Here is a 24,081-nt window from a genome sequence, read left to right on the forward strand (position 1 = left end):
AGAAGACGATGGACGCGTTGGTCGAAACCAAGGGACACTATATCAATGCCGATCCCTATGCCTGGCCCTACAATGGTGCATTAAGGCCCGATAACACGGCGCTCATCATCATCGACATGCAGACTGACTTCTGCGGTCCGGGCGGCTATGTCGATCACATGGGCTACGACCTGTCGCTGGTGCGCGCGCCGATCGAGCCGATCAAAAAGGTGCTCGCGGCCATGCGCGCCAAGGGATACCACGTCATCCACACCCGGGAGGGCCACCGGCCGGATCTCGCCGATTTGCCCGCGAACAAACGCTGGCGCTCGCAGCGCATCAACGCCGGCATCGGCGACGCCGGCCCCTGCGGCCGCATCCTCGTCCGTGGCGAACCCGGCTGGGATATCATCGACGAACTGAAGCCGATCGAGGGCGAGATCATCATCGACAAGCCCGGCAAAGGTTCCTTCTGCGCGACGGACCTGGAACTCATCCTCAACCAGAAGCGTATCGAGAACATCATCCTGACGGGCATCACCACTGATGTCTGCGTCCACACGACGATGCGTGAGGCGAACGACCGCGGCTTCGAGTGCCTGCTTGTCGAGGACTGCTGCGGCGCCACCGACTACGGCAATCACCTCGCCTGATCGAGGCGCTCCCCTGATGCCTTCCTTGCGTGCCCATGTCTTTCGCGTACCGGCAGATGGCCCGGACGATGTATCCCTCGTCGAGGCATTGTTTGCTGACCGCATTGACGTCGGCAATGTGGTCGCCGTGCTCGGCAAGACCGAGGGGAACGGCTGCGTCAACGATTTCACCCGCGGCTACGCGACCCAGAGCTTCGAGCGGCTGTTCGGAAAACACAATGTCGAAGGCGTGTCGATCATCATGTCGGGCGGCACGGAAGGTGCGCTTTCGCCGCACTGGACCGTGTTTGCGCGCGAGCAGGTCAATGAGCCCGGAGAAGGAGCGCTCGCGATCGGCGTGGCGCGGACCGCTGCCCTGCCGCCTGAACATCTCGGCCGGCGCGAACAGGTCTGCATGGTCGCGGCTGCGGTGACCGAGGCGATCCGGGATGCCGGCATCGAGGATGTCGCAGACGTTCATTTCGTGCAGATCAAATGCCCGCTGCTTACCTCGCAACGGATTGCGGACGCGGAAGCAGCGGGCAAGACGACCGCGACGCGCGACACCTTGAAATCGATGGCGTTGTCACGCGGCGCCTCCGCCCTCGGCGTCGCCGTGGCGCTCGGCGAGCTCGAGATCGACGCGATTGCCGACAGTGACATATGCAGCCGCTTCGACCTCTATTCCCGGTGTGCCTCCGCTTCCGCTGGCGTCGAACTCCTCGATCATGAAATCATCGTGCTGGGCATGAGCGCGAAATGGTCGGGGCCACTTGCCATCGACCATGCCGTCATGCACGACGCAATCGACACGCGATCCGTTCGCGCCGCCTGGGAGCGCCTGCCGGCTGACGGCAAGCTGGCGGCGGTACTGGCCAAAGCAGAGCCTGACCCATCGGGTCAGGTCGGCGGCAGACGTCACACCATGCTGAATGATTCCGATATCGCCGGCACGCGTCACGCCCGCGCCTTCGTCGGCGGCGTGCTCGCCGGCATCTTCGGTATGACCGACTTGTACGTCTCGGGCGGAGCTGAACATCAGGGGCCGCCGGGCGGCGGGCCGGTCGCAATCATCGTCGAAAAGGAGATTTGAAGTGAGCATCGTACGCGATACGCCTCTTCCGAAGGCCGGCAAGGCCGTCGGCATCCAAACCCTCGACATGACCATGCGGTTCGGCAGCTTCACGGCGCTGGACCATGTATCGATCGACATTCCGGCCGGCACTTTTCACGCGCTTCTCGGCGAGAACGGCGCGGGCAAATCGACGCTCGTCAAATGCATTATGGGCTTCTATCACCAGACCTCCGGTTTGGTTTCAGTTGATGGCCGTGAGGCGGCGGTCACCTCGCCCAAGGACGCCGCGACCTATGGTCTTGGCATGGTCTACCAGCATTTCACGCTGGTGCCATCGCTCACAGGTGCCGAGAACCTGGTCATAAGCCGCGCAGCAGTGCCGACGGTGATCAACTGGGCCAAGGAGCGCAAGGATCTCGCCGCCTTCATGGTGCGGATGCCGTTCAAGATTCCGCTCGATCGCCCCGTCAGCGAACTCGCGGCCGGCGAAAAGCAGAAGCTGGAAATCGTCAAGCAACTCTACCTCGGCCGTAGCTTCCTCGTGCTGGACGAGCCGACATCTGTGCTGACGCCGGCCGAGGCGGACGAAATGCTCGGGCACGTGCGCGGCATGACGGAGCGCGGCGAGCTGACCGTGCTGATGATCTCGCACAAGTTCCATGAGGTTACAAAATTCGCTGACGCCGTCTCGATCCTGCGGCGCGGCAAGCTGGTCGGCGGCGGCAAGGTTGGCGAATTGTCGACGGCGAAGATGGCTTCCATGATGATCGGCGACGTCAAGCTCGCCGAACTCGACACGCGCGTGCCGGTATCCGAAATGGCGAAACCCGTTCTCAAGGTGGAGAAGGTCAAGGCGCCTGACCGCTCCGGGCTGAAGACGATCGAGATCGAGAGCCTGATGGTTCGCTCCGGCGAGATCGTCGGCATCGCCGGCATATCGGGGAACGGCCAGAAGGAGTTGACGGAGATCCTTGCCGGTCAGCGGCCGACTGAGACAGGCAGCGTGCTGGTAAACGGCGGTGCCTACGGCGCAACGCGGCTGGAAACGCGCAGGAACAATGTGCGGTTCATACCGGAGGAACCCCTGCAGAATGCCTGCGCACCACGCATGACCGTGAGCGAGAACCTGGCCTTCCGTACGTTCGATCTGAAACGGGATGGCAAGGACGCGATCTGGCTCAACAAGGGCAGGATGAAGAAGCGTGCGACGGACCTGATCGCCGACTTCAAGGTCAAGACCGCCTCCTCTGCATCGCCAATTGCGGCACTGTCCGGCGGCAACGTGCAGCGGGCGGTTCTGGCACGCGAGCTGACGGGAGAGGTCGATCTTCTGATCGTTTCCAACCCATGTTTCGGCCTCGACTTCTCGGCCGTGGCGGAAATTCGCGCCCGCATCATGAGAGCGCGCAACTCCGGCGCAGCGGTGCTGCTACTGTCTGAAGACCTCGACGAGTTGCTGGAGATGTCGGACCGCATCATGGTCATCTCGGAAGGCAAGCTCGTCTATGAAACCGCAGCGAGAGCGGCCGACATTTCCGTTATCGGTGCGCATATGGCAGGGCATCACTGATGATGTTTGAGATCAAGGCGCAACCTTTTGCCTTTCCAACAAGACGCGACCAGCTGGCGCTCATCGTGATCGATATGCAGCGCGATTTCGCCGAGCCGGGCGGCTTCGGCGCGAGCCTCGGCAATGATGTCAGCCGGGTCGCGAAGATCGTCCCGGACGTCAAGCGACTGCTTCAAGGGTTTCGCGATGCCGGGCTGCCGGTCATTCACACGATGGAGTGCCACAAGCCTGATCTTTCCGATCTCCCGTCTGCCAAGCGCGATCGCGGCAAGCCGAGCCTCAGGATCGGCGACGACGGACCGATGGGCCGGATGCTGATTGCCGGCGAGGCCGGCACGGCGATCCTGCCCGAGCTTGCCCCGATCGACGGCGAGATCGTGATCGAGAAGCCGGGAAAAGGTGCGTTTTATGCGACCGAACTCGGCGACGTCCTGAAAGCGAAGGGCATCAGCCAGCTCGTCTTTGCGGGTGTCACCACCGAGGTCTGCGTACAGACGACAATACGAGAAGCCAACGATCGCGGATATGAGTGCCTTCTCGCCGAAGAGGCAACCGAGAGCTATTTTCCCGAATTCAAGGAGGCCGCCATCGCCATGATCCGCGCCCAGGGCGCGATCGTCGGTTGGACCGCGCATGTGGACGACATATTGGAGGTAATCGGCCATGCCTGAGACAACGCGTGAATTGTTGAGTCCGGACGCCTGGAAAGACCTGACATTCGGTCCATTTCGAGGGGATGTCACAATCCACTGGATCCGTCCCTTCGAAGGCGACCAGCCGGGTGTCGCCCTCTTGAAATACGAGGCTGGCGCCTCGGTTCCGCGGCATCGCCATGAAGGTCTCGAAACCATCCTGGTTCTGGAAGGCATGCAATCCGACGAAGCCCGCGATTACGGCCGCGGCAGTTACATCGTCAATGCAGCAGGCACGGAACACTCCGTCTGGAGCGACACCGGCTGCGTCGTGCTGATCCAGTGGGATCGGCCCGTGAAAATCCTGGAAGAGGAAATAGCATGACCGGCGCACCGGCCTTCGATATCGCATCGCTGCACGAATTCTACGCCGGCAGCGGAACCATTGGCGAGGTTATCGACCGCGTCTTCGCACGCATCGCCGAGATAAACGATAAGGGTATTTTCCTGCATCTTTCGCGTCGGGGGTCTCCTTCGTAGAGAACGGCGCCCGTGCTGGAGACCACCAGGCGCTCTGGGGCGCGCCCGAGAGAGGTCTCACTCTTTCGCACCGTGACGGTCAAGTCGGGCCGAACAAGGGCTATCGTTGATGAACCATGTTACATTCCAACTAAGGCGATGGTGATTTCTCACACTCACACGAGAGATTGTTGCGGTAGTTGCGCCCTTTCCAGCCCTCTAGAATTCCCGGGCTTCCGGGGGCAGTGTCGTGACCGAAACGATTGTGCGACAGCTGATTTTTACGTTGAGCGTAGCGCGAGAAATAGCGTCGCGGGAAAGTCCAGACTACGACCTCGTTCTACTTCTCATCCAGCAAGCCCTCCAAGTGGCCAAGGATGAGGCGTCGCGCCACGGGATTATGGTCGATTTCGATGACGTATCTGAACGAGAGCATTGAGAGCGTACGGTTGAAGCCAATTCGCCTTGTGCCCCACCGTACGCCCATTGATCCTGGAGGGGCTGGGGTCGGCTCCAAAATCAATGCGACGAAAATTAAGGGCTCTTAGTTAATTTAGTATTTGCGTATATACGGCTCGACCCGTCATTCGCTATCATCGTATCATAATCGTCGTCGGCTATCCGACAGGTAGGTACAAAGCCCCTGATGGGCAAGCAGCGGCTCTTGCACCTCCGGTCCATTGCCGCTCCACAGCCATTCTCCCTCATCGGGCCTGCCGCTTCGTAACGTATCAGGCCGACCGGCCTTCCCCATCCTACCCTTGGAAGTCTTGCCGCTGTTTGCCGTCCAGGCCGGTCTCACCTTGCCAGGTCACCAGCTATATTCGGTTGGTATTTGGGCGTGCGCACAGGGCACCTTGAAGACGTTGCCGGCAGCCGCTTGTCGATGGTTTGGATTATCGCTCCGCCCGAGCGTCGTGACAGAAGGCGTTGTTCGTCGGCCGCGTCCCCGCTGCTTGGCAATCGGGCTGCCGTGCTGGGTCAATTTGTGCGGACAATATTGAATCACTTGCTAAAATGTCTTCACAAGCTGGTATTCATTCGCTTCCCAGGCTCGGAGTTCGCCGGCTTCGCAAGTGTAGTTCTCGTCCGTTTCGACTAGTCCGACGCCGATGCCGTCAATGTTCGGATCGTCGAATGTCACGTAGATCTTTGACTTGCGGATTTTTCGCTCCTGAAAGTCCTTCTGCGCGGCGACAAACAAGGTGAGACTCAGCGTCAATCAGGATGAGACTCGGCGGCGGGGGTGTGACGAAGGGAGGGCGTAGCCCGACTGGAGTTACACCCCCGCCGCGGCGCAATTTTTCGGCGTCTCATGATCGCGGTTGGCCCGGTAGCGTCGGTGATTTTCTGAGAATGGAGAATCACCTTTGTGCCGGGTCGCCATGTAACCGATCATCAGACGAGGCTTTTTATGAAGTACCGACAAAACAACCCCATTGAGGTCGCTGCCGCCAAGGCGTCGATCAGCCGGGCGACGGCTTACCGCATCGAGAAGGATGCGCGTCTTCCATCGCAGACCAAGCCGCCGCGCGACCGGCGTCGCCCCGATCCCCTTGAGCACATCTTCGACGCCGAGGTTGTTCCGCTCCTCAAGGCCGCGCCCGGCATCCGAGCGGTCGCCGTTTACAACGAGATGCTGCGGCGTCATCCAGAGCTGTCAGAAGGTGTTCGCCGTACGATTGAGCGTCGTATCCGATCATGGCGGGCTGTTCACGGTCAGGAGCAGGAAGTGATCTTCCGTCAGATGCACGAACCCGGTCGGTTAGGACTGTCGGATTTTACCGACATGGGCAGCCTCGGCGTGACGATCGCCGGCCAATCGCTCGATCATCTGCTTTATCACTTCCGGCTGGTCTGGTCGGGCTTCGAGCATGCCCATGTCATCCTGGGTGGAGAGAGCTTCGTCGCTCTGGCCGAGGGGCTGCAGAACGCCCTGTGGTCGGTTGGCGGTTCGCCGCTCTATCATCGCAGCGACAGCTTATCGGCCGCCTTCCGCAACCTCGATGCCGACGCCAAGGTCGATCTGACGCATCGCTACGACGAACTGTGCGCCCATTATCGCATGACGCCGACGCGCAACAACAAGGGCGTCGCGCACGAGAACGGCTCGATCGAAAGTTCCCACGGCCATCTCAAGAATGCGATCCGCGATGCTCTGCTGATGCGCGGAACCAGGGACTTTGGCGACCTCGGATCCTATCGCGCCTTCATCGATGAGATCGTCAGCCGCCGCAATGCCGCACATGGCAAGCGCATCGATGCCGAGCGCACGCATCTGCAAGCTCTTCCCGATCGTCGCACCACCGACTTCGAAGAGGTCATCGTCACCGTATCGAGCACCGGCGGCTTCGCCTTGCGCAAGGTCTTCTACACCGTGCCTTCCCGTCTGATTGGCCACCGGCTGCGGGTGCGTCTGTTCGACGATCGCCTCGACGTCTTCATCGGCGGCACGCATCTGCTGACATTACCCCGAGGCCGCGCCCACGCGAGTGGCAAGCACGATCAAGTCGTCAACTATCATCACGTCATTCATTCCCTGCGCAAAAAGCCGATGGCGCTTTTGGGGCTCGTCTATCGCGACAAGCTCTTCCCCAGGCCGGAATATCGCAGGACTTTCGACGCGCTCATCGAGCAACTGCCCGAGCGGCAGGCTTGCAAGATCACCGTGGAACTGCTTGCCTTGGCTCACGATCGCAGTTGCGAGCGTGAACTGGCCGAGGAGCTTGCCAAAACGCTCGACGCCCACAAACTGCCTGATCTGGCGGCTTTGAGAGCGGTCTTCAGCCCGGACCCGGATCAGTTGCCGATCGTTCATGTGCAACTCGCGTCGCTCAATGGTTATGAAGCCCTGATCGGCACGGCCTATGCGGGAGAGGTCGCATGAAGAGCAACATCCACACAGTCGATGAAGCCCGCCTCGGCATCATGCTCAACGAACTGAGGCTGCCGACGATCAAGACGTTCTGGCACCAATTTGCCGAGCAGGCCGATCGGGAAGGATGGCCTGCTGCCCGTTTCCTCTCGGCCATCGCCGAGCATGAATTGGCCGAACGCGCCCATCGCAGGATCGAAAGACACCTCGCCGAGGCCCACCTGCCACCCGGAAAGACGCTCGACAGCTTCGCCTTCGACGCTGTTCCCATGGTCTCCAAGGCCCAGGTCATGGCGATTGCAGCCGGCGATAGCTGGCTCGCCAAAGGCGCCAATATCCTGATGTTCGGTCCGCCCGGCGGCGGAAAGAGCCATCTCGCCGCAGCCGTCGGCCTCGCGCTAATCGAGAACGGCTGGCGCGTGCTCTTCACCCGCACGACCGATCTCGTCCAGAAGCTTCAGGTCGCGCGGAGGGAGCTTCAGCTCGAAGCCGCCATCGCAAAGCTCGACAAGTTCGATCTTCTCATCCTCGACGACCTGGCCTACGTCACCAAGGACCAGGCCGAAACGAGCGTGCTCTTCGAACTCATCTCCGCAAGATATGAGCGGCGTTCCATCATGATCACCGCCAATCAGCCCTTCGGAGAATGGAACCGCGTCTTTCCAGACCCGGCCATGACGCTTGCCGCGGTGGACCGACTTGTCCATCACGCAACAATCTTCGAGATGAATGTCGAAAGCTACCGGCGGCGTTCGGCCATGGAAGCCAAACGCCAGCGCGGCAGACCCGCCTCATTCGCGACAATCAAAAGCTCTTCCCAGCTTGTCGCGGAGCGGCAATCAGAACACGATGAAACTCTTGCCAGCGACAATCAACATGATAACTTCGCTCCAACCGCGACATAAGAATCTCATCCAGATTGTCGCTCGCGTCTCATCCTGATCGTCGCGCTATATCCTTCAGTATGTAAGCGAGGCATTGAACGTTCTGCCTCGTGTTGCCGCGTTGAATGTGGCTCTCAATTTTGCGATCAACTTTCGAGAGCTGAAGCGTGTCCGCCCGAGCTGCTTCTGATACAAGCATGGCCGGCAAGGCTAGCATGAAGATCCTTATCAAACGCAATTTCATCATCTCAGAGTCCCTCGTCTGCTAGCAATAAGTGGCAATGTGGATGCCTGCTTTGATGGCCGCATTCCGGGCCTTTCGAGTCGACTGCGTAGGTTCTAATCTCGACACGCGAGCATACCGGCTTGGCGGCTGCTCAACGGTTCGACCGGTGTCAGGTATGTCAGACCCTGCTTGTTCTGTCGCATGGTAGCCCTCTTCGACGCATTTTCATCAACGATGATCGCACTTTTGGAAGTTTGATCTGAACGTTGGTCGCCAACCAAAACTGTCCGATCGCCTCGTCTCGTAGTCTGAACTCGGCGCATTTGACATCAAGAGATTATTATCTGATCCTCGGCTTGATCAAGCCAAAGCAGACAGAACGCACGCTCGAATACTGGTCGCAGGTGAGCGGCCATTAGGATTGAGCCGCCAGCGCCGAAACCGGAGGATCGAATGAGCGATCATGTATACAAAAAGGTGGAACTTATCGGCAGTTCAAAAGTATCGGTCACAGAGGCTATTGAGACCGCAATCGCGCGAGCCTCGAAGACGATGCGAAATCTCGATTGGTTCGAAGTCGATCAAATTCGAGGTCACATCAAGGATGGCGCGGTAGAACACTACCAAGTGGTAATGAAGGTCGGATTTCGAATTGACGACTGATGTATCTAGGATCGTGTCAGGCGATGTCATGACGGCCCGTGTCGTTCTCGAGGCAACTGTGGAGACACCACGCTCTTTCGAGCAATCTCCAAATTGTCCTTTGAGGCGGGTCCGGACTGGCACCGACAAAGCAAAGCGCCCGTTTGAAGCCATGATCACGATGAGGAAAATCGACGTCGCCGCGATCGAGGCGGTGCGGAGGTGATGAAAGGTCACCAAAGCCTTACCGTAGTACTTATGCGTACCCAAAAATCAAGGTGCTGTCCCTCTCATAAAAACCATGATGCACAGCCGAAGCTGTTCCATCTTCTGCTCCGGGCTGCTCCATCCATCGGGCGGTTCCATGCCTCCGAAGATCATGTCCATTAACAGGCGCGCACCACTCAGCGGGTCGTCGAGGCGCAGCAAGCCTTTCTCGACCTGCCCGCTTAGCCATTCGGCCAGGTCTTGCCTGGAGCGAAGAACCTCGTTTGTACCCAGCGCTTCCGCCAGTTCGGGAACAACAGACGAGTCCCTGACAATCGTCCGGACAAGGATTGCCTGATCGTCGCCGCCCCGGTCAATGCGGAATATCCTCGCGATCATCTCCTCGATCGGCGCCCAAAGTGGTCGGGCGCCGGATGCATTGACCTGCACGACTACGCGCAGGCTACAAATCACGACATTCGAAACAACGTCAACCATTTGCCACTAAAAGCGAACGCTGGCAGGACTTTCCACGGTTTTGCGGTGTAACCGTTGGGGATCGAAGTTCAACGGCCACAGAAAATAATAGATGATTTCAGGGATTGAAGGCGTCCAGGCGCCTCTGGCGTGACGTTCACCGGTTTTCCGCAATCGAATGGCCTTGGCTCCATCCAATCGGGTGCGCTGGAAAGTTCGAACGTCGATCTCGCCGGCGAATTGACCGAAATGATCGAGGCCAGCGTTCCTACACGGCCAATTCCAAGATGTCCAAACGGGCTCCGACATCATGGACTTGCTCGTCAACCTGAAGAGATAAGGACAGCCCGTAATGTGACAGGCTGGGCGTCACCGGCACACCGGTACTTGCGGCAACGTACTCGACGATCGTCCAGGCCCTTGCGCGTCCTCAGTGGGTCCGAGAATGGGGCGAAATGCCGACCCATGAGTACGGGCGCCGATTCAAGGGAGAGATCGCATCCCAACCGAACGCGATCTCTACGAAAGTTCAAGCCGCTCTCTCGGATAAGGTCATCGCGGTTCTATAGGCTATCAAGTCTTCGATCGTAACGAGATGGAGGCGATGGCGCTCAGCAAACGCCTCGAGTTCCGGTAATCGCGACATCGTACCGTCGTCGTTGGCCACTTCGCAGATTACGCCCGATGGAACCAGACCAGCAAGCTTGGCGAGATCTACCGCAGCTTCGGTATGGCCAGGACGGGAAAGAACCCCATTAGAATGAGCTCGAAGCGGGAAGATATGCCCCGGCCGCGCGAAGTCCTCCGGACGTGAGCCACCAGTGACAAGCGCTTGCACGGTTGCGGCACGGTCGGCAGCAGATATCCCGGTCGTCGTTTCCGGAATATAGTCCACGGAAACAGTGAAGGCGGTCTTGAGCACTTCGGTATTGCGCGGCACCATTAGAGGGATATCGAGCTCATCGAGCCTTTCGCCTTCCATCGCGACGCAGATGAGGCCACGTGCGTGGTTCATCATGAACGCGATCGCCTGCGGAGTAATTGCCTCTGACGCAATCACGAGATCACCTTCGTTTTCCCGGTCACGGTCATCGACAACGACGACAATTTCACCGCGCGCAATCGCGGCCACCGCATCGTCAATTTTGGAAATCGTCACTTTCTTGCCTTTCAAGGGTTAGCCGTTGTGAGTGGCGTGCATGGCCTGTCAAAGCCACCATTTTCCCTTGGGCGAACAAGCGTCCGGTTCCGCCCATATAGCGGAATCGTCTGCATTGCTCTCTTCCATCCGGACTGTAACCGTCGGCTCCGGCATCTCACCGGATCTGCTGACCCTCCGTTTATCCACGAAGGCGCTCGCGGGCTCCGAGTTGCCTCGATACCGCCGGTGGGGAGTTGCACCCCGCCCTGAGAACACCAGTAACATAGGGGATCGATGCGTTGTTTTGCAAGAGGCTTCCAGCCGCCGAGCAATCGAGAATATGATTCTTCTCGTGAACGCACCGTTCCCCATTGTCGAATAAGCTACGACATGATCAGGCCGCCATCGACATTGATCGTCTGGCCGGTGATGTAGGCAGCATCGTCGCTGGCGAGGAAGGTGACGAGACCGGCGACGTCCTCGCCCGACCCTGCCCGCTTCATCGGAATGCCTTCGACCCATTCCTTCATGAGTTCCCCAGGGCCATAGTTGCCGAGGAGCTTTCCCCAGGCCTGATCGTTGTAGGCCCACATGTCCGTCTCGATGATGCCAGGGCAAAAGGCGTTGACGGTGATATTTTCGGTCGCGACCTCCTTGGCGAGGCTCTGGGTGATCCCGACGACGCCCATCTTCGATGCGGCGTAGTGTGGCGTATAGACGAAGCCCTCGCGCGCTTGGCCGGAGGCGGTGTTGATGATGCGGCCGGCGAGTCCATGCTTACGCATGCGCAGAATTGCTTCTTGTGCGCACAAGAATACGCCCTTCGTGTTGACCGCCATGACTTTGTCCCACTCGCCTTCCGTCATGTCTTCGATGCGCGCGATGGTGATGACGCCGGCGTTTTGGATCGACACGTCGACGGTGCCGAAAGCCTTCTCCGCCGCGTCATAGAGGGCCTTTACGCTAGCCTTGTCGGTGACGTCTCCGACGAATGAGACAGCATTGCCGCCATCGGCCTTGATCTGCTCGGCGACCGCATGGACCGACTCTTCATTGGCGGAGACCACTAGATTGGCCCCTTCCCTTGCGAAGCGCTTGGCGATCCCAGCACCGATGCCGCGGCTGCCTCCGGTGATGACGACGGTCTTGTTTTCGAAGCGTTTCATACTCTCTTCCTTTCGCGGTGCCTGACGATGTCGGGCGGCCGCAAAGCAGCCCAAGTGCGTCACGCCTTCTTTCAATCGGCTGCAGATATGATCCCGGCGAACTCTGTCGCCTTCAGCGATGCGCCTCCGACCAAGGCTCCATCCACGTTTTCCGCCCCGAAGATGGCGGCTGCATTCGAGGCCTTCACAGAGCCACCGTAAAGAATCCTTACGTTGCGCCGATCTTCGCCAAGCCGCTCTTCGAGCCTCTGCCTTATCGAAGAATGGATCTCCTCGATCTGCTCTATGGTCGGAACCAGACCGGTTCCAATCGCCCAGACCGGTTCATATGCAATGACCAGGTTCGAACTGGAAGCACCCGCTGGAACTGAAGCGCGTAGCTGTGCGCCAACGACTTCGATCGCCTTTCCGTCACCGCGTTCACTACGGGTCTCGCCGACACAGATGATTGCGGTCAGTCCGGCCGTGCGAGCTGCGGTGACCTTGGTCGCGACCATGGCATCGGTCTCGTGGTGGAATACGCGACGTTCGGAATGACCTAGAATTACGAAGCGTGCGCCTGGATCGACGAGCATCTCCGCCGACACGTCTCCAGTATAGGCGTCCGAAATCTGCCGGTGGCAGTCTTGCGCGCCAATAGCGACGGTCGAATCCTTTGCTCGTTCGGCGGCCTTTTCTAGCAGCGTGAAGGGCGGGCAGACGACGATATCGCACGCCGCCTCGCCCGTGAGCCCCTTCAGCGCCTCGATCTCAGCCAGGGAGGAAGCGAGACCGTACATTTTCCAGTTGCCGGCAACCAACTTTCTCATCACATCACCAGCAGCAAAAGCCGCCGTCGACAAGCAGGTCAACGCCCGTCACAAAGCTTGCCGCATTCGACAGCAGGAACACCGCCGGACCGACAATTTCGTCGACCGTCGCCATGCGCTGCATTGGCGTCTGCTCTTCGAAGAGTTTGGTCTGATCGATCATCTCGGGGCGCGTGTTCATCGGCGTCGCGGTGTATCCGGGCGAGATTGTGTTGACGCGGATGCCCCGGTCGACCCATTCCATCGCCAGGGATTTCGACATGTGAATCACGCCGGCCTTGGAAGCGTTATAATGCGCCTGGCTCAGTCCCCGGTTGACGATCACGCCGGACATGGAAGCGATGTTGACGATGGACCCGCCTCCGTTCTTCAACATGGCGCGAGCCTCGGCCTGGCAAGAGAGGAAGACCCCTTTCAGGTTGATGTCCATCAACGTCTGATATTGTTCCTCCTCCATCTCCTCGGCGGGGTTGGCGTTGGCGATACCTGCGGCGTTGACTGCAAGTGTCAGTGCACCGAGTTCCGCCTCAATGCGAGCCACCGCATCCCCAAGGGAAGACTTGCTCGTGACGTCAGCTGCGATCTGGATAGAACGACGGCCAGTGGCCTGAATGTCATGAGCGGTATTGGCCAGCCCGTCGTCGGTTCGACGGTCGAGCAGCGCGACGTCGGCGCCGCACTGTGCGAGGCCGATGGCAATGCGCTGCCCAATCCCGCTGCCGGCGCCGGTGACGACGGCGACCTGGCCGCTGAGATCGAAAAGCTTCAGGGCGTTCAGAGTGATGTCGGACACCGCTCTTCCTTTCTCTGTCTGTTAGATTGTAGCTAGCTCCATGACCGAGACGTCATTTGCCTCGTCACGATTGAGAATGCCTGCCTGCTTGCCCTGGGCAAGCACGAGAATGCGATTGGACACGCCGAGAACTTCCTCGAGGTCGGAGCTCACGACGATGACCGCGACGCCCCGTTTCGCAAGATTGACGATGATGTCATAGATGCCCGCCCGGGCGCCGACGTCGATGCCTCTCGTGGGTTCGTCGAGCACAACGACCTTGGGATCGCGCATAAGCCATTTCGCGATCACGACCTTCTGCTGGTTGCCGCCGGACAGGTCCGAGGCATACTGCTCGGCGCGACCTTTTACGCCGAACTTGGCGACAGCTATTTCCGCGAACGAACGCTTGACGCGCGGCGTGATCCAACGCCCGCCAAGCTTGTCGAGGTTGGCGTAGATGATGTTCTCGCCGATCCGGTGACCGACGACCAGGCCCTGGTCCTTTCGGTCTTCCGGAACCATTACGATCCCTTTGGCGATCGCGTCCGTAGGATCACGCAGCCTAAGTTCTTCGCCTTCCAGCCTGATCGAGCCTGCGCTGATCGGATCCGCTCCCGAAATGGCGCGGACAAGTTCCGTGCGGCCGGCGCCGACCAGTCCGGCGATTCCAAGGATTTCTCCTCCCTTAACGTCGAAGGTAACGTCGCGGAACGAATTGGCCGGAGAACTCAGCCCGGACACCTGAAGTATTGGCCGATCGGTCGGCACCGGCAGCGTCGGGAACAAGCGGTCAAGCGAGCGTCCGACCATGCTCTCGACGATGGTTCGCACGGGTGTCGCGCTGTCGGCGAATTCCTGCACGCGCTCCCCGTCACGAAGTACGACGATCCGGTCGGTGATCTTTTTGATCTCCTCCATGCGGTGGGAGATATAGATGATGCCGACGCCCTCCGACCGAAGCTTCCTAACCTGTTCGAAGAGGGCTTCCGTCTCCGCGCCGCCAAGTGCCGCCGTCGGCTCGTCGAGGATCAGGAGCTTCGCATTGAGAGCCAACGCCTTCGCGATCTCGATGAGCTGTTGATTTGCGGTCGAAAGCCCTGCGACTTTCCGCGTTGCCGGTATGTGAAGGTTCAGGCGAGCGAGCTGCTCCTGGGCGCGACGAACCATCTGGGCACGGTCGACGACGCCGTTCTTCATGGGCCAACGTCCGATGAAGACGTTCTCCGCGATGGAGAGCTGCGGCAGAAGCTGCAGCTCCTGATGGATCAGGACGACGCCCTTGTCGATCGCCTCTCTTGGGGTGGCGGGGGCATAGGGCTGCCCCAGCCATGTCATCGACCCTTCGGACGGCGTGCGTGACCCGGCGATGATGCCGGAAAGCGTTGACTTGCCTGCTCCGTTCTCACCGAGAAGTGCAACCACTTCGCCCGGATAGACGTCCAAGCTGACATTCTTCAGAACCTGGAGCGGTCCATACCACTTCGATATGCCCTTCAGGGAAAGAACCGGATCAGTCACGGCACACCTCCTCAAGACCTTGACTATGTTACGGGTGGCTGGCGATGAAGCCTGCGACGTTTTCCTTTGTCGTCAACGTGGCGTCCATAAGCTGTACCGGAGGCACCTTCTCTCCCGCGACAAGCTTGGCGGCGTTTGCCACCGCATCGCGGCCCATCTTCTGCGTCTGCTGTGTCGCAGTCACGTCGAAGACGCCCCTGCCCAGAGCTTCGAGTGCTGCAGTGTCACCGTCGAAGCCGCCAACGACGATCTTCTGGGAGGGATTGGCGACCTTGATGGCCTGCGCGGCGCCAAGTGCGAGCGCGTCGGCCTGCGCGAACACGATCGAGACGTCCGGATTTGCCTGGAGCATGTTCTGCATGATCTGGAAGCCCTCGTCCTGGCTCCAGATATTCGAGTACTGTTCGGCAACAACCTTTACATCAGGATTTGCCTTGAGGGACTCAGCACATCCCTTGGAGCGGTCCACCTCGGGCGTCGTGCCCTTCTGACCATGGATGATGACCATTTTGCCCTTGCCGCCGGCTTGCTTCAGAATGTAGTCGCAGACGGCCTTGGCGGACGCTACGGAATCCGTTGCAAGGAAGGTGTCGCCCGGTGCGCCGTCGGCGTTGCGGTCGACGTTCACCACCGGAACGCCGGCACTCTTAGCAAGTTTGACCGGAACGGTCGCAGCGGCGGCTCCCGCCGGAATGTAGATCAGTGCATCGATGTTCTGTGTTAGAAGGTCCTGGATCTGGTTGACCTGCGTCGGTCCGTCGCCCTTCGCATCGACGGTGACGACTTCGATGCCACGCTTTTTGGCTTCGTCTTCGACCGACTGCTTGATCTGATTGAAGAAGTTTGCCTGAAGGTTGGCAACGGCGAGGCCGACTTTCTTCAGCTCTGCGGCGTGTACAGGTCCGAGCGTAAGACCGAGTAGTGCAGCAGATGCGAGCATGGTGCGCGCAATTTTCATTGTATTTCCTCCGTTGTTTGATGGGACCCTCGGGTAATACCTCCCCCTCGGGGTATTGATCCGCTCCAACCCTTTGGGGCGGAATTCCAGGGCTTCGCCGACCTGGCGGCCCCTTCGTCAGGCGCGACGCCGACGAATAGTCTCCGCGCCGACCGCAAGTACGATGACGATTCCGATGATCACCTGCTGAAGGAACGGCGAGACATTGAGAAGGTTGAGACCGTTACGAAGGACGCCGATGATAAGGACACCGATGAGGGTTCCTCCGATACCCCCGGCTCCGCCGGAGAGCGAAGTGCCGCCGATAACGACCGCAGCGATCGTATCTAGCTCATAGCCGAAACCACTGGACGGCTGGACCGAGTCAAGGCGGGCGGCCAGCACGATGCCAGCGAGTCCTGCAAGGACCGCACTCGCCACGTAAACGCCGATCGTCACGAGCTTGACGTTGATACCCGCAAGGCGGGCGACCTCCGGATTTCCACCCACTGCGTAGAGCATACGACCTTCGGAACGGAAATGCAGGAAAAGCCAGGCCACGAGGACGACGGCAAGCATCAGGAAGACAGTGGCCGTCAGCACGCCGAAATGGCGGTCGATTGCAAGCATCATGAACCAGTCGGGGAATCCTACGATCTGCTGACCATCCGTGATCATGTTCGCGACGCCGCGAGCTGCGGACATCATGGCCAGAGTGGCGATGAACGCCGGAACCTTGAACTGCGTCACGAGCAGGCCGACGATCAGCCCCGAAATGCCGGAGGCGATTAGGCCGAAAGCGATCCCGACGGCGAGTGGAAGGCCGGCGATGTTGGCGGTCCAACCCATCACCATCATAGCGAGCGCAAGCACCGAACCGACCGACAGATCGATGCCGCCGATGAGGATGACGAAGGTCATTCCAACCGCCATGATGCCAAGGACGGTGATCTGATCGAGGATGTTGAGGCCGTTTCGAACTGAGAGAAACGCGTCGGTGCTGAAGCTTAGGAAGACGCAAAGTGCGAGCAGCCCCACGAGTGGACCGGTAGCTCCCTTGACCTTGCCAAGCCAGGTGCCGGCCGAAAGCCTCTGTTCATTGATATCGAGCGCCACCATCGTTCCTCCCTAGGTCTAGGCTGGTTGTCAATATTTGTTCAGGGCAGAATAATTATGCACGCCTGTTGGAAAATTCATTAACAAGTTGCTTTATGGCTGTCAACAACATTTGTCCGTGCTCCTCCTGGCATGATGTTTGCCTGAGGGGGTTGACTAAACGCGCTCGTATGCAAAAATATTGAGAACTGAATATTTATGCATGAGAGGAACCCATGGATACGACAGAACTCGAGCGCCTCGCTCGCGAGATCCGATTGCGCGATCTTCAGGCAGTCTTCGAATCAGGTGCTGGCCATATCGGCGGGGAGATGTCGGTCATCGATATCCTGACGGCCCTTTATTTCCGCGTGCTGAACGTTTGGCCGGACCAGCCGAAGCACCCCGCTCGGGACAGGTTCGTTCTTTCCAAGGGGCATACGGCGTGCGCCCTGTATGTGACGCTCGCAAAGCGCGGTTTCATTCCGGAAGAGGAGATTTCCACCTTCCTGCAGCCGCACTCGAGACTGAATGGGCATCCCAACTGCAACAAGGTTCCAGGTGTCGAAACAAACACCGGCCCGCTCGGCCATGGTCTGCCAGTTTCGGTGGGCATGGCGAAGGCCGCCAAGCTCTCCGGCGCAAAGTATCATACGTACGTTGTCACCGGCGACGGAGAGATGCAGGAAGGTTCCAACTGGGAGGCGATCATGGCCGCGGCCCAATTCAAACTGGATAACCTGACGCTGGTCATCGACCACAACAGGTTCCAGCAGGGCGCCGCTCTGGCCGACACCAACGATCTCGCGCCGCTCCGTCCGAAGCTCGAAGCCTTCGACTGGGAAGTCACCGAGATCAACGGAAACAAAATGAGCGAGGTCGTGCCGGCCCTCGAACACCGGGGATCGCGACCGCACTGCATCGTGGCCCACACCAACAAGGGTCATGGAATCTCGTTCATGCAGGATCGCGTCGACTGGCACCACAAGGTCCCGAGCAAGGAACAGTACGAAATCGCATTGGCAGAACTGTCGGAGGCACTGTGATGAACGCGCCAGTAAACGCACCCAAGCTCTACGATTGCCGCGACGCGTTCGCAGCGACGCTCGAGCGCCTGGCAGCCGAGAACGAAACGATCGTCGCGGTCTGCAATGACTCCGTAGGCTCCTCCAAGCTCGGCGGCTTCAAGTCGAAGTTTCCGGAGCGCCTGGTAAATGTCGGCATCGCGGAACAGAACATGGTCGGCGTTGGGGCAGGCCTCGCCAACGGCGGGCGCCTTCCATACGTCTGCGGCGCCTCTCCCTTTCTAACCGGACGATCGCTTGAGCAGATCAAGGCCGACATTTCCTACTCGAACGCGAACGTTAAACTCGTGGGCATTTCCTCTGGTATGGCCTATGGCGAGCTGGGGCCGACCCACCATTCGATCGAAGACTTCGCCTGGACTCGCGTCCTGCCCAATCTTCCTGTGATCGCGCCCTGCGACCGCATCGAAACCGCCGCGGCCGTCGAGTGGGCGGCGACCTACCACGGGCCATGCTTCCTCCGCCTGTCGCGCGTGGGCGTGCCCGACCTTCTTCCGGAAGGTCACAAGTTCGAGCTTGGCAAGGCAAATCTCCTGCGCGAGGGTTCGGACGTCACGCTCATTGCCAACGGCACTTTGACTCATCGCATGTTGAAAGCTGCCGAACTCCTCGCAGTACGTGGCATCAGCGCCAGGGTGCTCAACCTTGCAACGGTTCGCCCGATCGACGAGGAGGCCATCATCGCCGCAGCGAAGGAAACGGGCGCAATCGTCACGGCCGAAGAGCATTCGATCTTTGGCGGGCTTGGCTCTGCGGTTGCCGAAGTGGTGGTCGACAATGCTCCGGTCCCGATGAAGCGTCTGGGTGTTCCCGGCATCTACGCTCCGACCGGATCGGCGGAGTTCCTACTCGACGAGTTCGGCATGGCACCCTCGGCAATCGCCGACGCCGCGCAGTCGCTGATCAAGCGCAAGTAAACTAGTAGTACCTCATCAACCCGGGGCACACTCCGCCGCCCCGGTCGAATGATCTGGGAGGATACGATGCGGGCTATTCTGGCGATCGACCAGGGCACGACCAATTCCAAGGCAGTTCTCGTTTGCGATAAGGGAGAAGTCATCGCCAGAGGCTCGGCCCCTGTCGGCATCTCCTATCCGAAGCCCGGCTGGGTCGAACAAGACCCGCGCCGGCTCTACGCCTCCGTCTGCGAAGCAATCGACGCCTGTTTGAAGGCCGCACCCGATGTGACCATCGAGGCCGTGGCGATTTCCAATCAGCGCGAATCGGTCACCGCCTGGGACGCCGACACGGGCGAAGCACTAGGCCCGGTGCTGAGCTGGCAGTGCCGACGCACGGCACCGGATTGCGAACGTCTACTTGCCGAAGGTCGTCTTGACCGAGTGCAGGCGCTCACCGGCCTCCCCTTGGACCCAATGTTCCCCGGTTCGAAATTCCGATGGCTGCTAGAGCGCATGCCGACAGGCCGATCGGTCCGGCTTGGAACGATCGACAGTTGGCTCGTGCACTGCCTGACCGGCGGGAGCCGGCACCTCTGCGATGCCTCGAACGCTGCTAGAAGCCAGTTGTTCGACCTTCAGGAGCAGAGATGGAGTGAGGAACTCGGAGTGATTTTCGGCGTCGATACCGCACTCCTCCCGGAGGTGCTCGACAGCTCTGCGGATTTCGGTGCGACACAGGGGCTTCCGGGCGTACCGGACGGCACACCTATCAGGGCCGCGATCGGCGATAGCCATGCCGCCCTGTTTGGTCATGGAGCATTCAAGCCGGGTGATGGCAAGGTAACCTTCGGAACGGGCTCCTCGGTGATGACGACGTTTCCTCGGTTCATCGCCCCGCGCAACGGCGTCACGACCACGGTCGCATGGCGCATCGGTGGAAAGCCGACTTTCGCCTTCGAAGGCAACATTCTCGTTTCCGCCGCAAGCCTCCCATGGATGGCGGGCATTCTCGGCCTGCCTGATGTGGCCGCCCTTGTCGACCTGGCGGCGACCGCCGAACCAGGAGGACCAGGCTTCGTGCCCGCCTTCGTAGGACTGGGCGCACCCTACTGGAACTCCGACGCACGCGCGCTCTTCTCGCTGATCAATTTCAGCACGACGCGTGCTCAAATGGCGCGCTCTGTGACGGACTCGATCGCCTTCCAGGTCCACGACGTGATCGCTGCCATGCGCGCGCAGAGCGGCGGTGAACTCGGCGCCCTCTATGTCGACGGTGGACCAAGTCAGAACCGATTTCTCATGCAGTGCGTCTCGAACCTTGTCGAACGCGCCGTCATCCAATGCGAGGCGCCCGAGGCGTCGGCACTGGGTGCCGCGTATCTTGCAGGACTGTCACTCGGCCTGTGGAGCGATCTCGGGGTCATCGCGGGACTGCCCCGAAGCAAGCAGGTCATTGCCCCGGAACGCGTGGATCGAGAAGCGCTCCTGAATACCTGGAATGATGCTCTCGCCCGCTCGACGTCGCGCCAAACACCGGCTAAAGGTGAATAAAAATTCACACCGGGATCAGCGATGTCTCGCCTAAACGAACTCCGCCTCATTTCAAGAGTCGCCCAGATGTATCACATCGAGGGACGGCGACAGGCGGAGATCGCGCAGCATCTTCGGCTGTCGCAGGCAACAGTCTCCCGGATGCTGAAGCGCGCTGAGGCGGAGGATATCGTCCGGACGAGCGTCATACCTCCTGTTGGCACCTACAGCGAACTCGAGGCGGGCCTCCGTGAGAGGTACGACCTGGCCGAGGCAGTTGTTGTGGAGTGTACGGAAGACCGCGACGGAGCCATCATGGCCCGGATCGGCGAAGCGGCAGCTCATCTCCTGGAGGTCACGCTTGCCCCTGGAGAGATCATCGGGGTTTCGAGTTGGAGTCAAACCATCTTCAAGATGGTGGAAAACATCCACCCTCAGAAGAGCGCGCAGGCGAAGTACGTCGTTCAGACCCTCGGCGGCATGGGCGATCCGTCGGTTCAGACCCACGCCACCCAACTTACCACACGGCTTGCGCGGCTGACCGGTGCGGAGCCCAAACTTCTTCCCGTGCAAGGAGTGACCACCTCGCGAGAGGCCAAGCTCCTCATGCAGTCCGATCCATTTGTCAGAGAGACGATGGACTTGTTTGGCAGTATCACGCTTGCGATAGTAGGCGTCGGAGCAGTCGAACCCTCAGAACTTCTCGCACGGTCGGGGAACATCTTTTCGTCGCGGGAGCTTGCTGATCTCGCGGATGCGGGTGCCGTCGGCGACATCTCGCTCCGTTTCTTCGACAAAAACGGCAAAGCGGTGAGGACGCCTTTGGACGAGCGTGTTATCGGCATCCCGCTTGAGGATCTTGCTCGGGTCGATCGTGTCATTGCTTTGGCCGGCGGCTTGAAAAAGACGGCCGCTATTGCAGGCGCGCTGCGACTTGGGGTCATAGGTATGTTGGTGACTGACAAGTTCACCGCTCAGCGATTGATTGATCTGTAGAATCGCTCTCCAGGCGACACCGAGCCCACCTAAAGCCGAAGCAGAGACTGCACGCCTTTCCAGCCGCCGAAGGCTGGCCGCGTCACCCGCGCCGAACACCACTGTCGAAGGTGATTGGAACCTTGCGTTCCAACAGCGCTCCGCCAGCGCAACGCGCACGTAGACGTCATCCCGGTACGTGCAGGCCATGCATTGGACCTCGCCGATGTGGATGCGGGTGGGCGAGCGTTGCCGCTGCTAAAAACGGCCTCGAGGTGAAAAAATACCGGGAGAGGTCTCGTGCAAATCGACGGCTCGGATGCTCGCGTGCTCAACCCATGACGAGCACCATTTGCGGCGGCGCCAAAACTGCACCTGGTTTGGTTTGCGCGTCCGGTTTGCGCCGCAACGCTCTGCGCTTATCAGCGCTGTACCAGATGGATGCCTGCCAGCGTGCAACGGACCGATCCGCCAGCTTTTTCGATCGTCGGAATATCAAGGGCGACGGGTTTGACGCTTTCCTCGATCACGGCAAGTTGATCCCCGTCGAGCGAGGCAAGCGCCGTGGTCGAAAGCGCCAGGATACGACCATCCTTTCCTTGAAGCTCAAGGGCGTTGCCGGCAAAGCGCGAAATCTGCTCGTTGGTGAGCGCAACGATGCTCCGGCCGGACCGCTCCAGTCTGGTGACGATCTCCTGCCGTCTGGCAGGATCGGTCATCATCTCCAGCCCGATCATGGCGAAATCGGTGGCGATGCACATCAGAACATTGGTGTGATAGACGCAGACGCCGTTTTCGTCGCGGGCGTCGAACACCATCGGCTCGTAATTGAAATGGGTCGAGAAGCGTTCGAGCGCGATCGGATCGGTGCGGTCGGAGTGCACCGCGTAGGCGACCCGGTCAATGTGGTCGAGGACCATGGCACCGGTGCCCTCGAGAAAGAGCCCGTCGGGTTCAAGGCCCGAATAGTCGATGACCTCCTGCACCCGATAGCGGGTCTTCAGCATTTCGGTGACGTCGCTGCGCCGTTCGCGCCGGCGGCTGACGGCCTTCATCGGATAGATCGCGATGTGACCGCCGGCGTGGGTGGAGAACCAGTTGTTGGGAAAGACCGAATCCGGCGTCTGGCACCCCGTATCCTCGAAGAGATGCACCTCGACGCCGAGACGTCCGAGCGTGTCGGCGGCCTCATTTATTTCACCATACGCGACGGATGACAGATCCTCCCTCACGTCCTGACTGGTCTGGAAATGGTTGTCGGCCGCCGTTTCCGTGTTCACGGTAAAATGGTGCGGACGCACCATGACGACCGCGCAGGGCGCCTGGATGGAATAGGCTGAATGTCGCGGCATCGTTTTTGCTCCTACGCCTGCCTTGCCCGCTGCAGCATGCCGAAGAGATCACGCGGATCGTCGGGGTCGGCGATGATGTCGAGGTCCTGGTAGAGCCCTGTGCCCTTGAGCCGGTCGCGGACGTAGCGGAGCGCGGAAAAATCCTCGATCGCGAAACCCACGCTGTCGAACAGGGTGATCTGGCTGATATCGCGCCGCCCCTGCGCCTGCCCGGTGATTACTTTCCACAATTCCGTAACAGGGTAGTCCGGTTCCATCTGCTGGATCTCGCCTTCGATGCGCGTCTGCGGCGGATATTCGACGAAGGTGTGGGCGCGCAGCAGGATATCGCAATGCAACTCGGTCTTGCCGGGGCAGTCGCCGCCGATCGCGTTGATGTGGACGCCGGCGCCGATCATGTTATCGGTGAGGATCGTCGCATATTGCTTGTCGGCGGTGCAGGTGGTGATGATGTCGGCGCCTTCGATTGCGGATTGCGACGAGGTGCAGGCGGTAACCGTCAAGACGGCGCCCGACAGGTTGCGTACCATCTTTGCCGTTGCCAGCGGATCGATATCGTAGAGCCTGATGCGATCGATGCCGCAGACGGCCTTCATGGCAAGCGCCTGAAATTCAGCCTGCGCGCCGTTGCCGATCATCGCCATGGTGCGCGCACCCTTTGGTGCCAGATGCCGTGCCGCCATGGCCGAGGTGGCGGCGGTGCGAAGCGCAGTCAGCAGCGTCATTTCAGTCAGCAGCACCGGATAGCCGGTCGAGACTTCCGCCAGGAGGCCAAAGGCGGTGACAGTCTGCAGGCCCTGCGCCATGTTCTTCGGATGGCCGTTCACATATTTGAAGCTATAGATCTCGCCATCCGAGGTCGGCATCAGCTCGATCACGCCCTCGCGGGAATGGGAGGCGACCCGCGGTGTCTTGTCGAAGAGCTCCCATCGGCGGAAATCCGCCTCGATGACGTCGGTGAGCTCGGCCAGCAAGGTTTCCAGCCCGATATGGTGGACAAGCCGCATCATGTTCTCGACGCTGACGAAGGGTACGAAGGCTTTTTCCGATGGAAGGGGTGACGGCATCACGAATTCCTCTG

General features: G+C 59.9%; 24 protein-coding genes, 2 pseudogenes and 1 riboswitch. Of the genes and pseudogenes, 15 read left to right on the top strand and 11 right to left on the bottom strand.

What is annotated here, in order from left to right; genetic code table 11:
- Positions 1-8: 8 nt before the first annotated feature.
- The 7 genes and pseudogenes from WGT02_RS35195 to WGT02_RS35225 all read left to right on the top strand — a co-directional run.
- A pseudogene (locus WGT02_RS35195) lies at positions 9-629 on the top strand (cysteine hydrolase family protein); the annotation flags it as partial.
- Positions 630-648: 19 nt separating this feature from the next.
- On the top strand, positions 649-1,704 hold the full coding sequence (locus WGT02_RS35200) for a ring-opening amidohydrolase (protein ID WP_024315609.1): 1,056 nt from the start codon (positions 649-651) through the stop codon (positions 1,702-1,704).
- 1 nt (position 1,705) lies between these two features.
- Entirely contained in the window at positions 1,706-3,256 is a 1,551-nt protein-coding gene (locus WGT02_RS35205) for an ABC transporter ATP-binding protein (protein WP_040680828.1), read from the top strand.
- Positions 3,257-3,258: 2 nt separating this feature from the next.
- The gene (locus WGT02_RS35210) at positions 3,259-3,927 is read left to right on the top strand and encodes a cysteine hydrolase family protein (RefSeq protein ID WP_208245655.1); all 669 of its coding nucleotides are present in this window, start codon (positions 3,259-3,261) and stop codon (positions 3,925-3,927) included.
- Positions 3,920-4,273: a cupin domain-containing protein gene (locus WGT02_RS35215; RefSeq protein WP_208245363.1), complete on the top strand. Its 354-nt coding sequence runs from the start codon at positions 3,920-3,922 to the stop codon at positions 4,271-4,273. Before WGT02_RS35210 ends, WGT02_RS35215 begins: the two co-directional genes overlap by 8 nt.
- Entirely contained in the window at positions 4,270-4,428 is a 159-nt protein-coding gene (locus WGT02_RS35220) for a hypothetical protein (protein WP_157997384.1), read from the top strand. The genes WGT02_RS35215 and WGT02_RS35220 overlap by 4 nt, the downstream gene beginning before the upstream one ends.
- Before the next feature lie 229 nt (positions 4,429-4,657).
- Positions 4,658-4,846: a hypothetical protein gene (locus tag WGT02_RS35225; RefSeq protein WP_024315605.1), complete on the top strand. Its 189-nt coding sequence runs from the start codon at positions 4,658-4,660 to the stop codon at positions 4,844-4,846.
- Between the two features lie 573 nt (positions 4,847-5,419).
- On the opposite strand, the gene WGT02_RS35230 is transcribed toward WGT02_RS35225, so the two are convergent.
- The gene (locus WGT02_RS35230; RefSeq protein WP_208245677.1) at positions 5,420-5,629 is read right to left on the bottom strand and encodes a hypothetical protein; all 210 of its coding nucleotides are present in this window, start codon (positions 5,627-5,629) and stop codon (positions 5,420-5,422) included.
- 192 nt (positions 5,630-5,821) lie between these two features.
- Here WGT02_RS35230 and istA point away from each other — a divergent pair, with 192 nt between their 5' ends.
- From istA to WGT02_RS35245, 3 genes are all read left to right on the top strand, one after another.
- A complete protein-coding gene (gene istA / locus WGT02_RS35235) occupies positions 5,822-7,294 on the top strand; it encodes an IS21 family transposase (RefSeq protein ID WP_208245170.1) in 1,473 nt (490 codons plus the stop codon).
- Positions 7,291-8,187, top strand: a complete 897-nt coding sequence (gene istB / locus WGT02_RS35240) for an IS21-like element helper ATPase IstB (RefSeq protein WP_208245168.1) — start codon at positions 7,291-7,293, stop codon at positions 8,185-8,187. The genes istA and istB overlap by 4 nt, the downstream gene beginning before the upstream one ends.
- Before the next feature lie 658 nt (positions 8,188-8,845).
- The gene (locus tag WGT02_RS35245) at positions 8,846-9,055 is read left to right on the top strand and encodes a dodecin (protein WP_024315603.1); all 210 of its coding nucleotides are present in this window, start codon (positions 8,846-8,848) and stop codon (positions 9,053-9,055) included.
- A gap of 252 nt (positions 9,056-9,307) precedes the next feature.
- On the opposite strand, the gene WGT02_RS35250 is transcribed toward WGT02_RS35245, so the two are convergent.
- On the bottom strand, positions 9,308-9,739 hold the full coding sequence (locus tag WGT02_RS35250) for a TetR/AcrR family transcriptional regulator C-terminal domain-containing protein (protein WP_208245361.1): 432 nt from the start codon (positions 9,737-9,739) through the stop codon (positions 9,308-9,310).
- Between the two features lie 117 nt (positions 9,740-9,856).
- On the opposite strand from WGT02_RS35250, the pseudogene WGT02_RS35255 reads away from it, so the two are divergent.
- A pseudogene (locus WGT02_RS35255) lies at positions 9,857-10,058 on the top strand (flagellar basal body rod C-terminal domain-containing protein); the annotation flags it as partial.
- A 189-nt stretch (positions 10,059-10,247) separates the two neighbouring features.
- On the opposite strand, the gene ribB reads toward WGT02_RS35255, so the two are convergent.
- The 7 genes from ribB to WGT02_RS35290 all read right to left on the bottom strand — a co-directional run bounded on the left by ribB (position 10,248) and on the right by WGT02_RS35290 (position 17,183).
- Positions 10,248-10,877: a 3,4-dihydroxy-2-butanone-4-phosphate synthase gene (gene ribB / locus WGT02_RS35260; protein WP_029710111.1), complete on the bottom strand. Its 630-nt coding sequence runs from the start codon at positions 10,875-10,877 to the stop codon at positions 10,248-10,250.
- Positions 10,878-10,990: 113 nt separating this feature from the next.
- Positions 10,991-11,137: riboswitch (FMN riboswitch) on the bottom strand.
- A gap of 105 nt (positions 11,138-11,242) precedes the next feature.
- Positions 11,243-12,025, bottom strand: a complete 783-nt coding sequence (locus WGT02_RS35265) for a glucose 1-dehydrogenase (protein WP_208245358.1) — start codon at positions 12,023-12,025, stop codon at positions 11,243-11,245.
- A gap of 71 nt (positions 12,026-12,096) precedes the next feature.
- Entirely contained in the window at positions 12,097-12,834 is a 738-nt protein-coding gene (tpiA, locus tag WGT02_RS35270; protein ID WP_208245356.1) for a triose-phosphate isomerase, read from the bottom strand.
- Between the two features lie 4 nt (positions 12,835-12,838).
- The gene (locus WGT02_RS35275; RefSeq protein WP_208245355.1) at positions 12,839-13,627 is read right to left on the bottom strand and encodes an SDR family oxidoreductase; all 789 of its coding nucleotides are present in this window, start codon (positions 13,625-13,627) and stop codon (positions 12,839-12,841) included.
- A 21-nt stretch (positions 13,628-13,648) separates the two neighbouring features.
- Positions 13,649-15,127 carry a sugar ABC transporter ATP-binding protein gene (locus tag WGT02_RS35280; RefSeq protein WP_024315599.1) on the bottom strand — a complete coding sequence of 493 codons (1,479 nt, stop codon included), beginning with the start codon at positions 15,125-15,127 and terminating at the stop codon, positions 13,649-13,651.
- A gap of 28 nt (positions 15,128-15,155) precedes the next feature.
- Positions 15,156-16,085, bottom strand: coding sequence for a sugar ABC transporter substrate-binding protein (locus WGT02_RS35285; protein WP_024315598.1), 930 nt, complete (start codon positions 16,083-16,085; stop codon positions 15,156-15,158).
- Between the two features lie 117 nt (positions 16,086-16,202).
- Complete coding sequence (locus WGT02_RS35290) at positions 16,203-17,183, bottom strand: ABC transporter permease (RefSeq protein WP_208245354.1); 981 nt, start codon at positions 17,181-17,183, stop codon at positions 16,203-16,205.
- A 212-nt stretch (positions 17,184-17,395) separates the two neighbouring features.
- Here WGT02_RS35290 and WGT02_RS35295 point away from each other — a divergent pair, with 212 nt between their 5' ends.
- The 4 genes from WGT02_RS35295 to WGT02_RS35310 all read left to right on the top strand — a co-directional run bounded on the left by WGT02_RS35295 (position 17,396) and on the right by WGT02_RS35310 (position 21,669).
- Entirely contained in the window at positions 17,396-18,205 is an 810-nt protein-coding gene (locus WGT02_RS35295) for a transketolase (protein ID WP_024315596.1), read from the top strand.
- Positions 18,205-19,161 (top strand): transketolase family protein, encoded by a 957-nt coding sequence (locus WGT02_RS35300; protein ID WP_024315595.1) that lies wholly within the window; start codon positions 18,205-18,207, stop codon positions 19,159-19,161. The genes WGT02_RS35295 and WGT02_RS35300 overlap by 1 nt, the downstream gene beginning before the upstream one ends.
- Before the next feature lie 66 nt (positions 19,162-19,227).
- Positions 19,228-20,694: a glycerol kinase gene (locus tag WGT02_RS35305; protein ID WP_208245353.1), complete on the top strand. Its 1,467-nt coding sequence runs from the start codon at positions 19,228-19,230 to the stop codon at positions 20,692-20,694.
- Between the two features lie 21 nt (positions 20,695-20,715).
- A complete protein-coding gene (locus tag WGT02_RS35310; RefSeq protein ID WP_024315593.1) occupies positions 20,716-21,669 on the top strand; it encodes a sugar-binding transcriptional regulator in 954 nt (317 codons plus the stop codon).
- Between the two features lie 401 nt (positions 21,670-22,070).
- On the opposite strand, the gene ctlX is transcribed toward WGT02_RS35310, so the two are convergent.
- Together ctlX and WGT02_RS35320 are read right to left on the bottom strand one after the other, a co-directional pair.
- The gene (ctlX, locus tag WGT02_RS35315; RefSeq protein WP_208245352.1) at positions 22,071-23,000 is read right to left on the bottom strand and encodes a citrulline utilization hydrolase CtlX; all 930 of its coding nucleotides are present in this window, start codon (positions 22,998-23,000) and stop codon (positions 22,071-22,073) included.
- 11 nt (positions 23,001-23,011) lie between these two features.
- Positions 23,012-24,067, bottom strand: a complete 1,056-nt coding sequence (locus WGT02_RS35320) for an ornithine cyclodeaminase (protein WP_208245351.1) — start codon at positions 24,065-24,067, stop codon at positions 23,012-23,014.
- Positions 24,068-24,081: the final 14 nt, after the last annotated feature.

It is taken from the genome of Rhizobium sp. T1470 (assembly GCF_042140505.1).
Taxonomy (GTDB): domain Bacteria; phylum Pseudomonadota; class Alphaproteobacteria; order Rhizobiales; family Rhizobiaceae; genus Rhizobium; species Rhizobium favelukesii.

Coding starts and splice junctions, on each gene's coding strand:
- WGT02_RS35200 (WP_024315609.1), top strand. CDS start 649: ATGCCTTCCTTGCGTGCCCATGTCTTTCGCGTACCGGCAGATGGCCCG.
- WGT02_RS35210 (WP_208245655.1), top strand. CDS start 3,259: ATGTTTGAGATCAAGGCGCAACCTTTTGCCTTTCCAACAAGACGCGAC.
- WGT02_RS35215 (WP_208245363.1), top strand. CDS start 3,920: ATGCCTGAGACAACGCGTGAATTGTTGAGTCCGGACGCCTGGAAAGAC.
- WGT02_RS35220 (WP_157997384.1), top strand. CDS start 4,270: ATGACCGGCGCACCGGCCTTCGATATCGCATCGCTGCACGAATTCTAC.
- istA (WP_208245170.1), top strand. CDS start 5,822: ATGAAGTACCGACAAAACAACCCCATTGAGGTCGCTGCCGCCAAGGCG.
- istB (WP_208245168.1), top strand. CDS start 7,291: ATGAAGAGCAACATCCACACAGTCGATGAAGCCCGCCTCGGCATCATG.
- WGT02_RS35245 (WP_024315603.1), top strand. CDS start 8,846: ATGAGCGATCATGTATACAAAAAGGTGGAACTTATCGGCAGTTCAAAA.
- WGT02_RS35250 (WP_208245361.1), bottom strand. CDS start 9,739: ATGGTTGACGTTGTTTCGAATGTCGTGATTTGTAGCCTGCGCGTAGTC.
- WGT02_RS35265 (WP_208245358.1), bottom strand. CDS start 12,025: ATGAAACGCTTCGAAAACAAGACCGTCGTCATCACCGGAGGCAGCCGC.
- tpiA (WP_208245356.1), bottom strand. CDS start 12,834: ATGAGAAAGTTGGTTGCCGGCAACTGGAAAATGTACGGTCTCGCTTCC.
- WGT02_RS35285 (WP_024315598.1), bottom strand. CDS start 16,085: ATGAAAATTGCGCGCACCATGCTCGCATCTGCTGCACTACTCGGTCTT.
- WGT02_RS35290 (WP_208245354.1), bottom strand. CDS start 17,183: ATGGTGGCGCTCGATATCAATGAACAGAGGCTTTCGGCCGGCACCTGG.
- WGT02_RS35295 (WP_024315596.1), top strand. CDS start 17,396: ATGGATACGACAGAACTCGAGCGCCTCGCTCGCGAGATCCGATTGCGC.
- WGT02_RS35300 (WP_024315595.1), top strand. CDS start 18,205: ATGAACGCGCCAGTAAACGCACCCAAGCTCTACGATTGCCGCGACGCG.
- WGT02_RS35305 (WP_208245353.1), top strand. CDS start 19,228: ATGCGGGCTATTCTGGCGATCGACCAGGGCACGACCAATTCCAAGGCA.
- WGT02_RS35310 (WP_024315593.1), top strand. CDS start 20,716: ATGTCTCGCCTAAACGAACTCCGCCTCATTTCAAGAGTCGCCCAGATG.
- ctlX (WP_208245352.1), bottom strand. CDS start 23,000: ATGCCGCGACATTCAGCCTATTCCATCCAGGCGCCCTGCGCGGTCGTC.
- WGT02_RS35320 (WP_208245351.1), bottom strand. CDS start 24,067: ATGCCGTCACCCCTTCCATCGGAAAAAGCCTTCGTACCCTTCGTCAGC.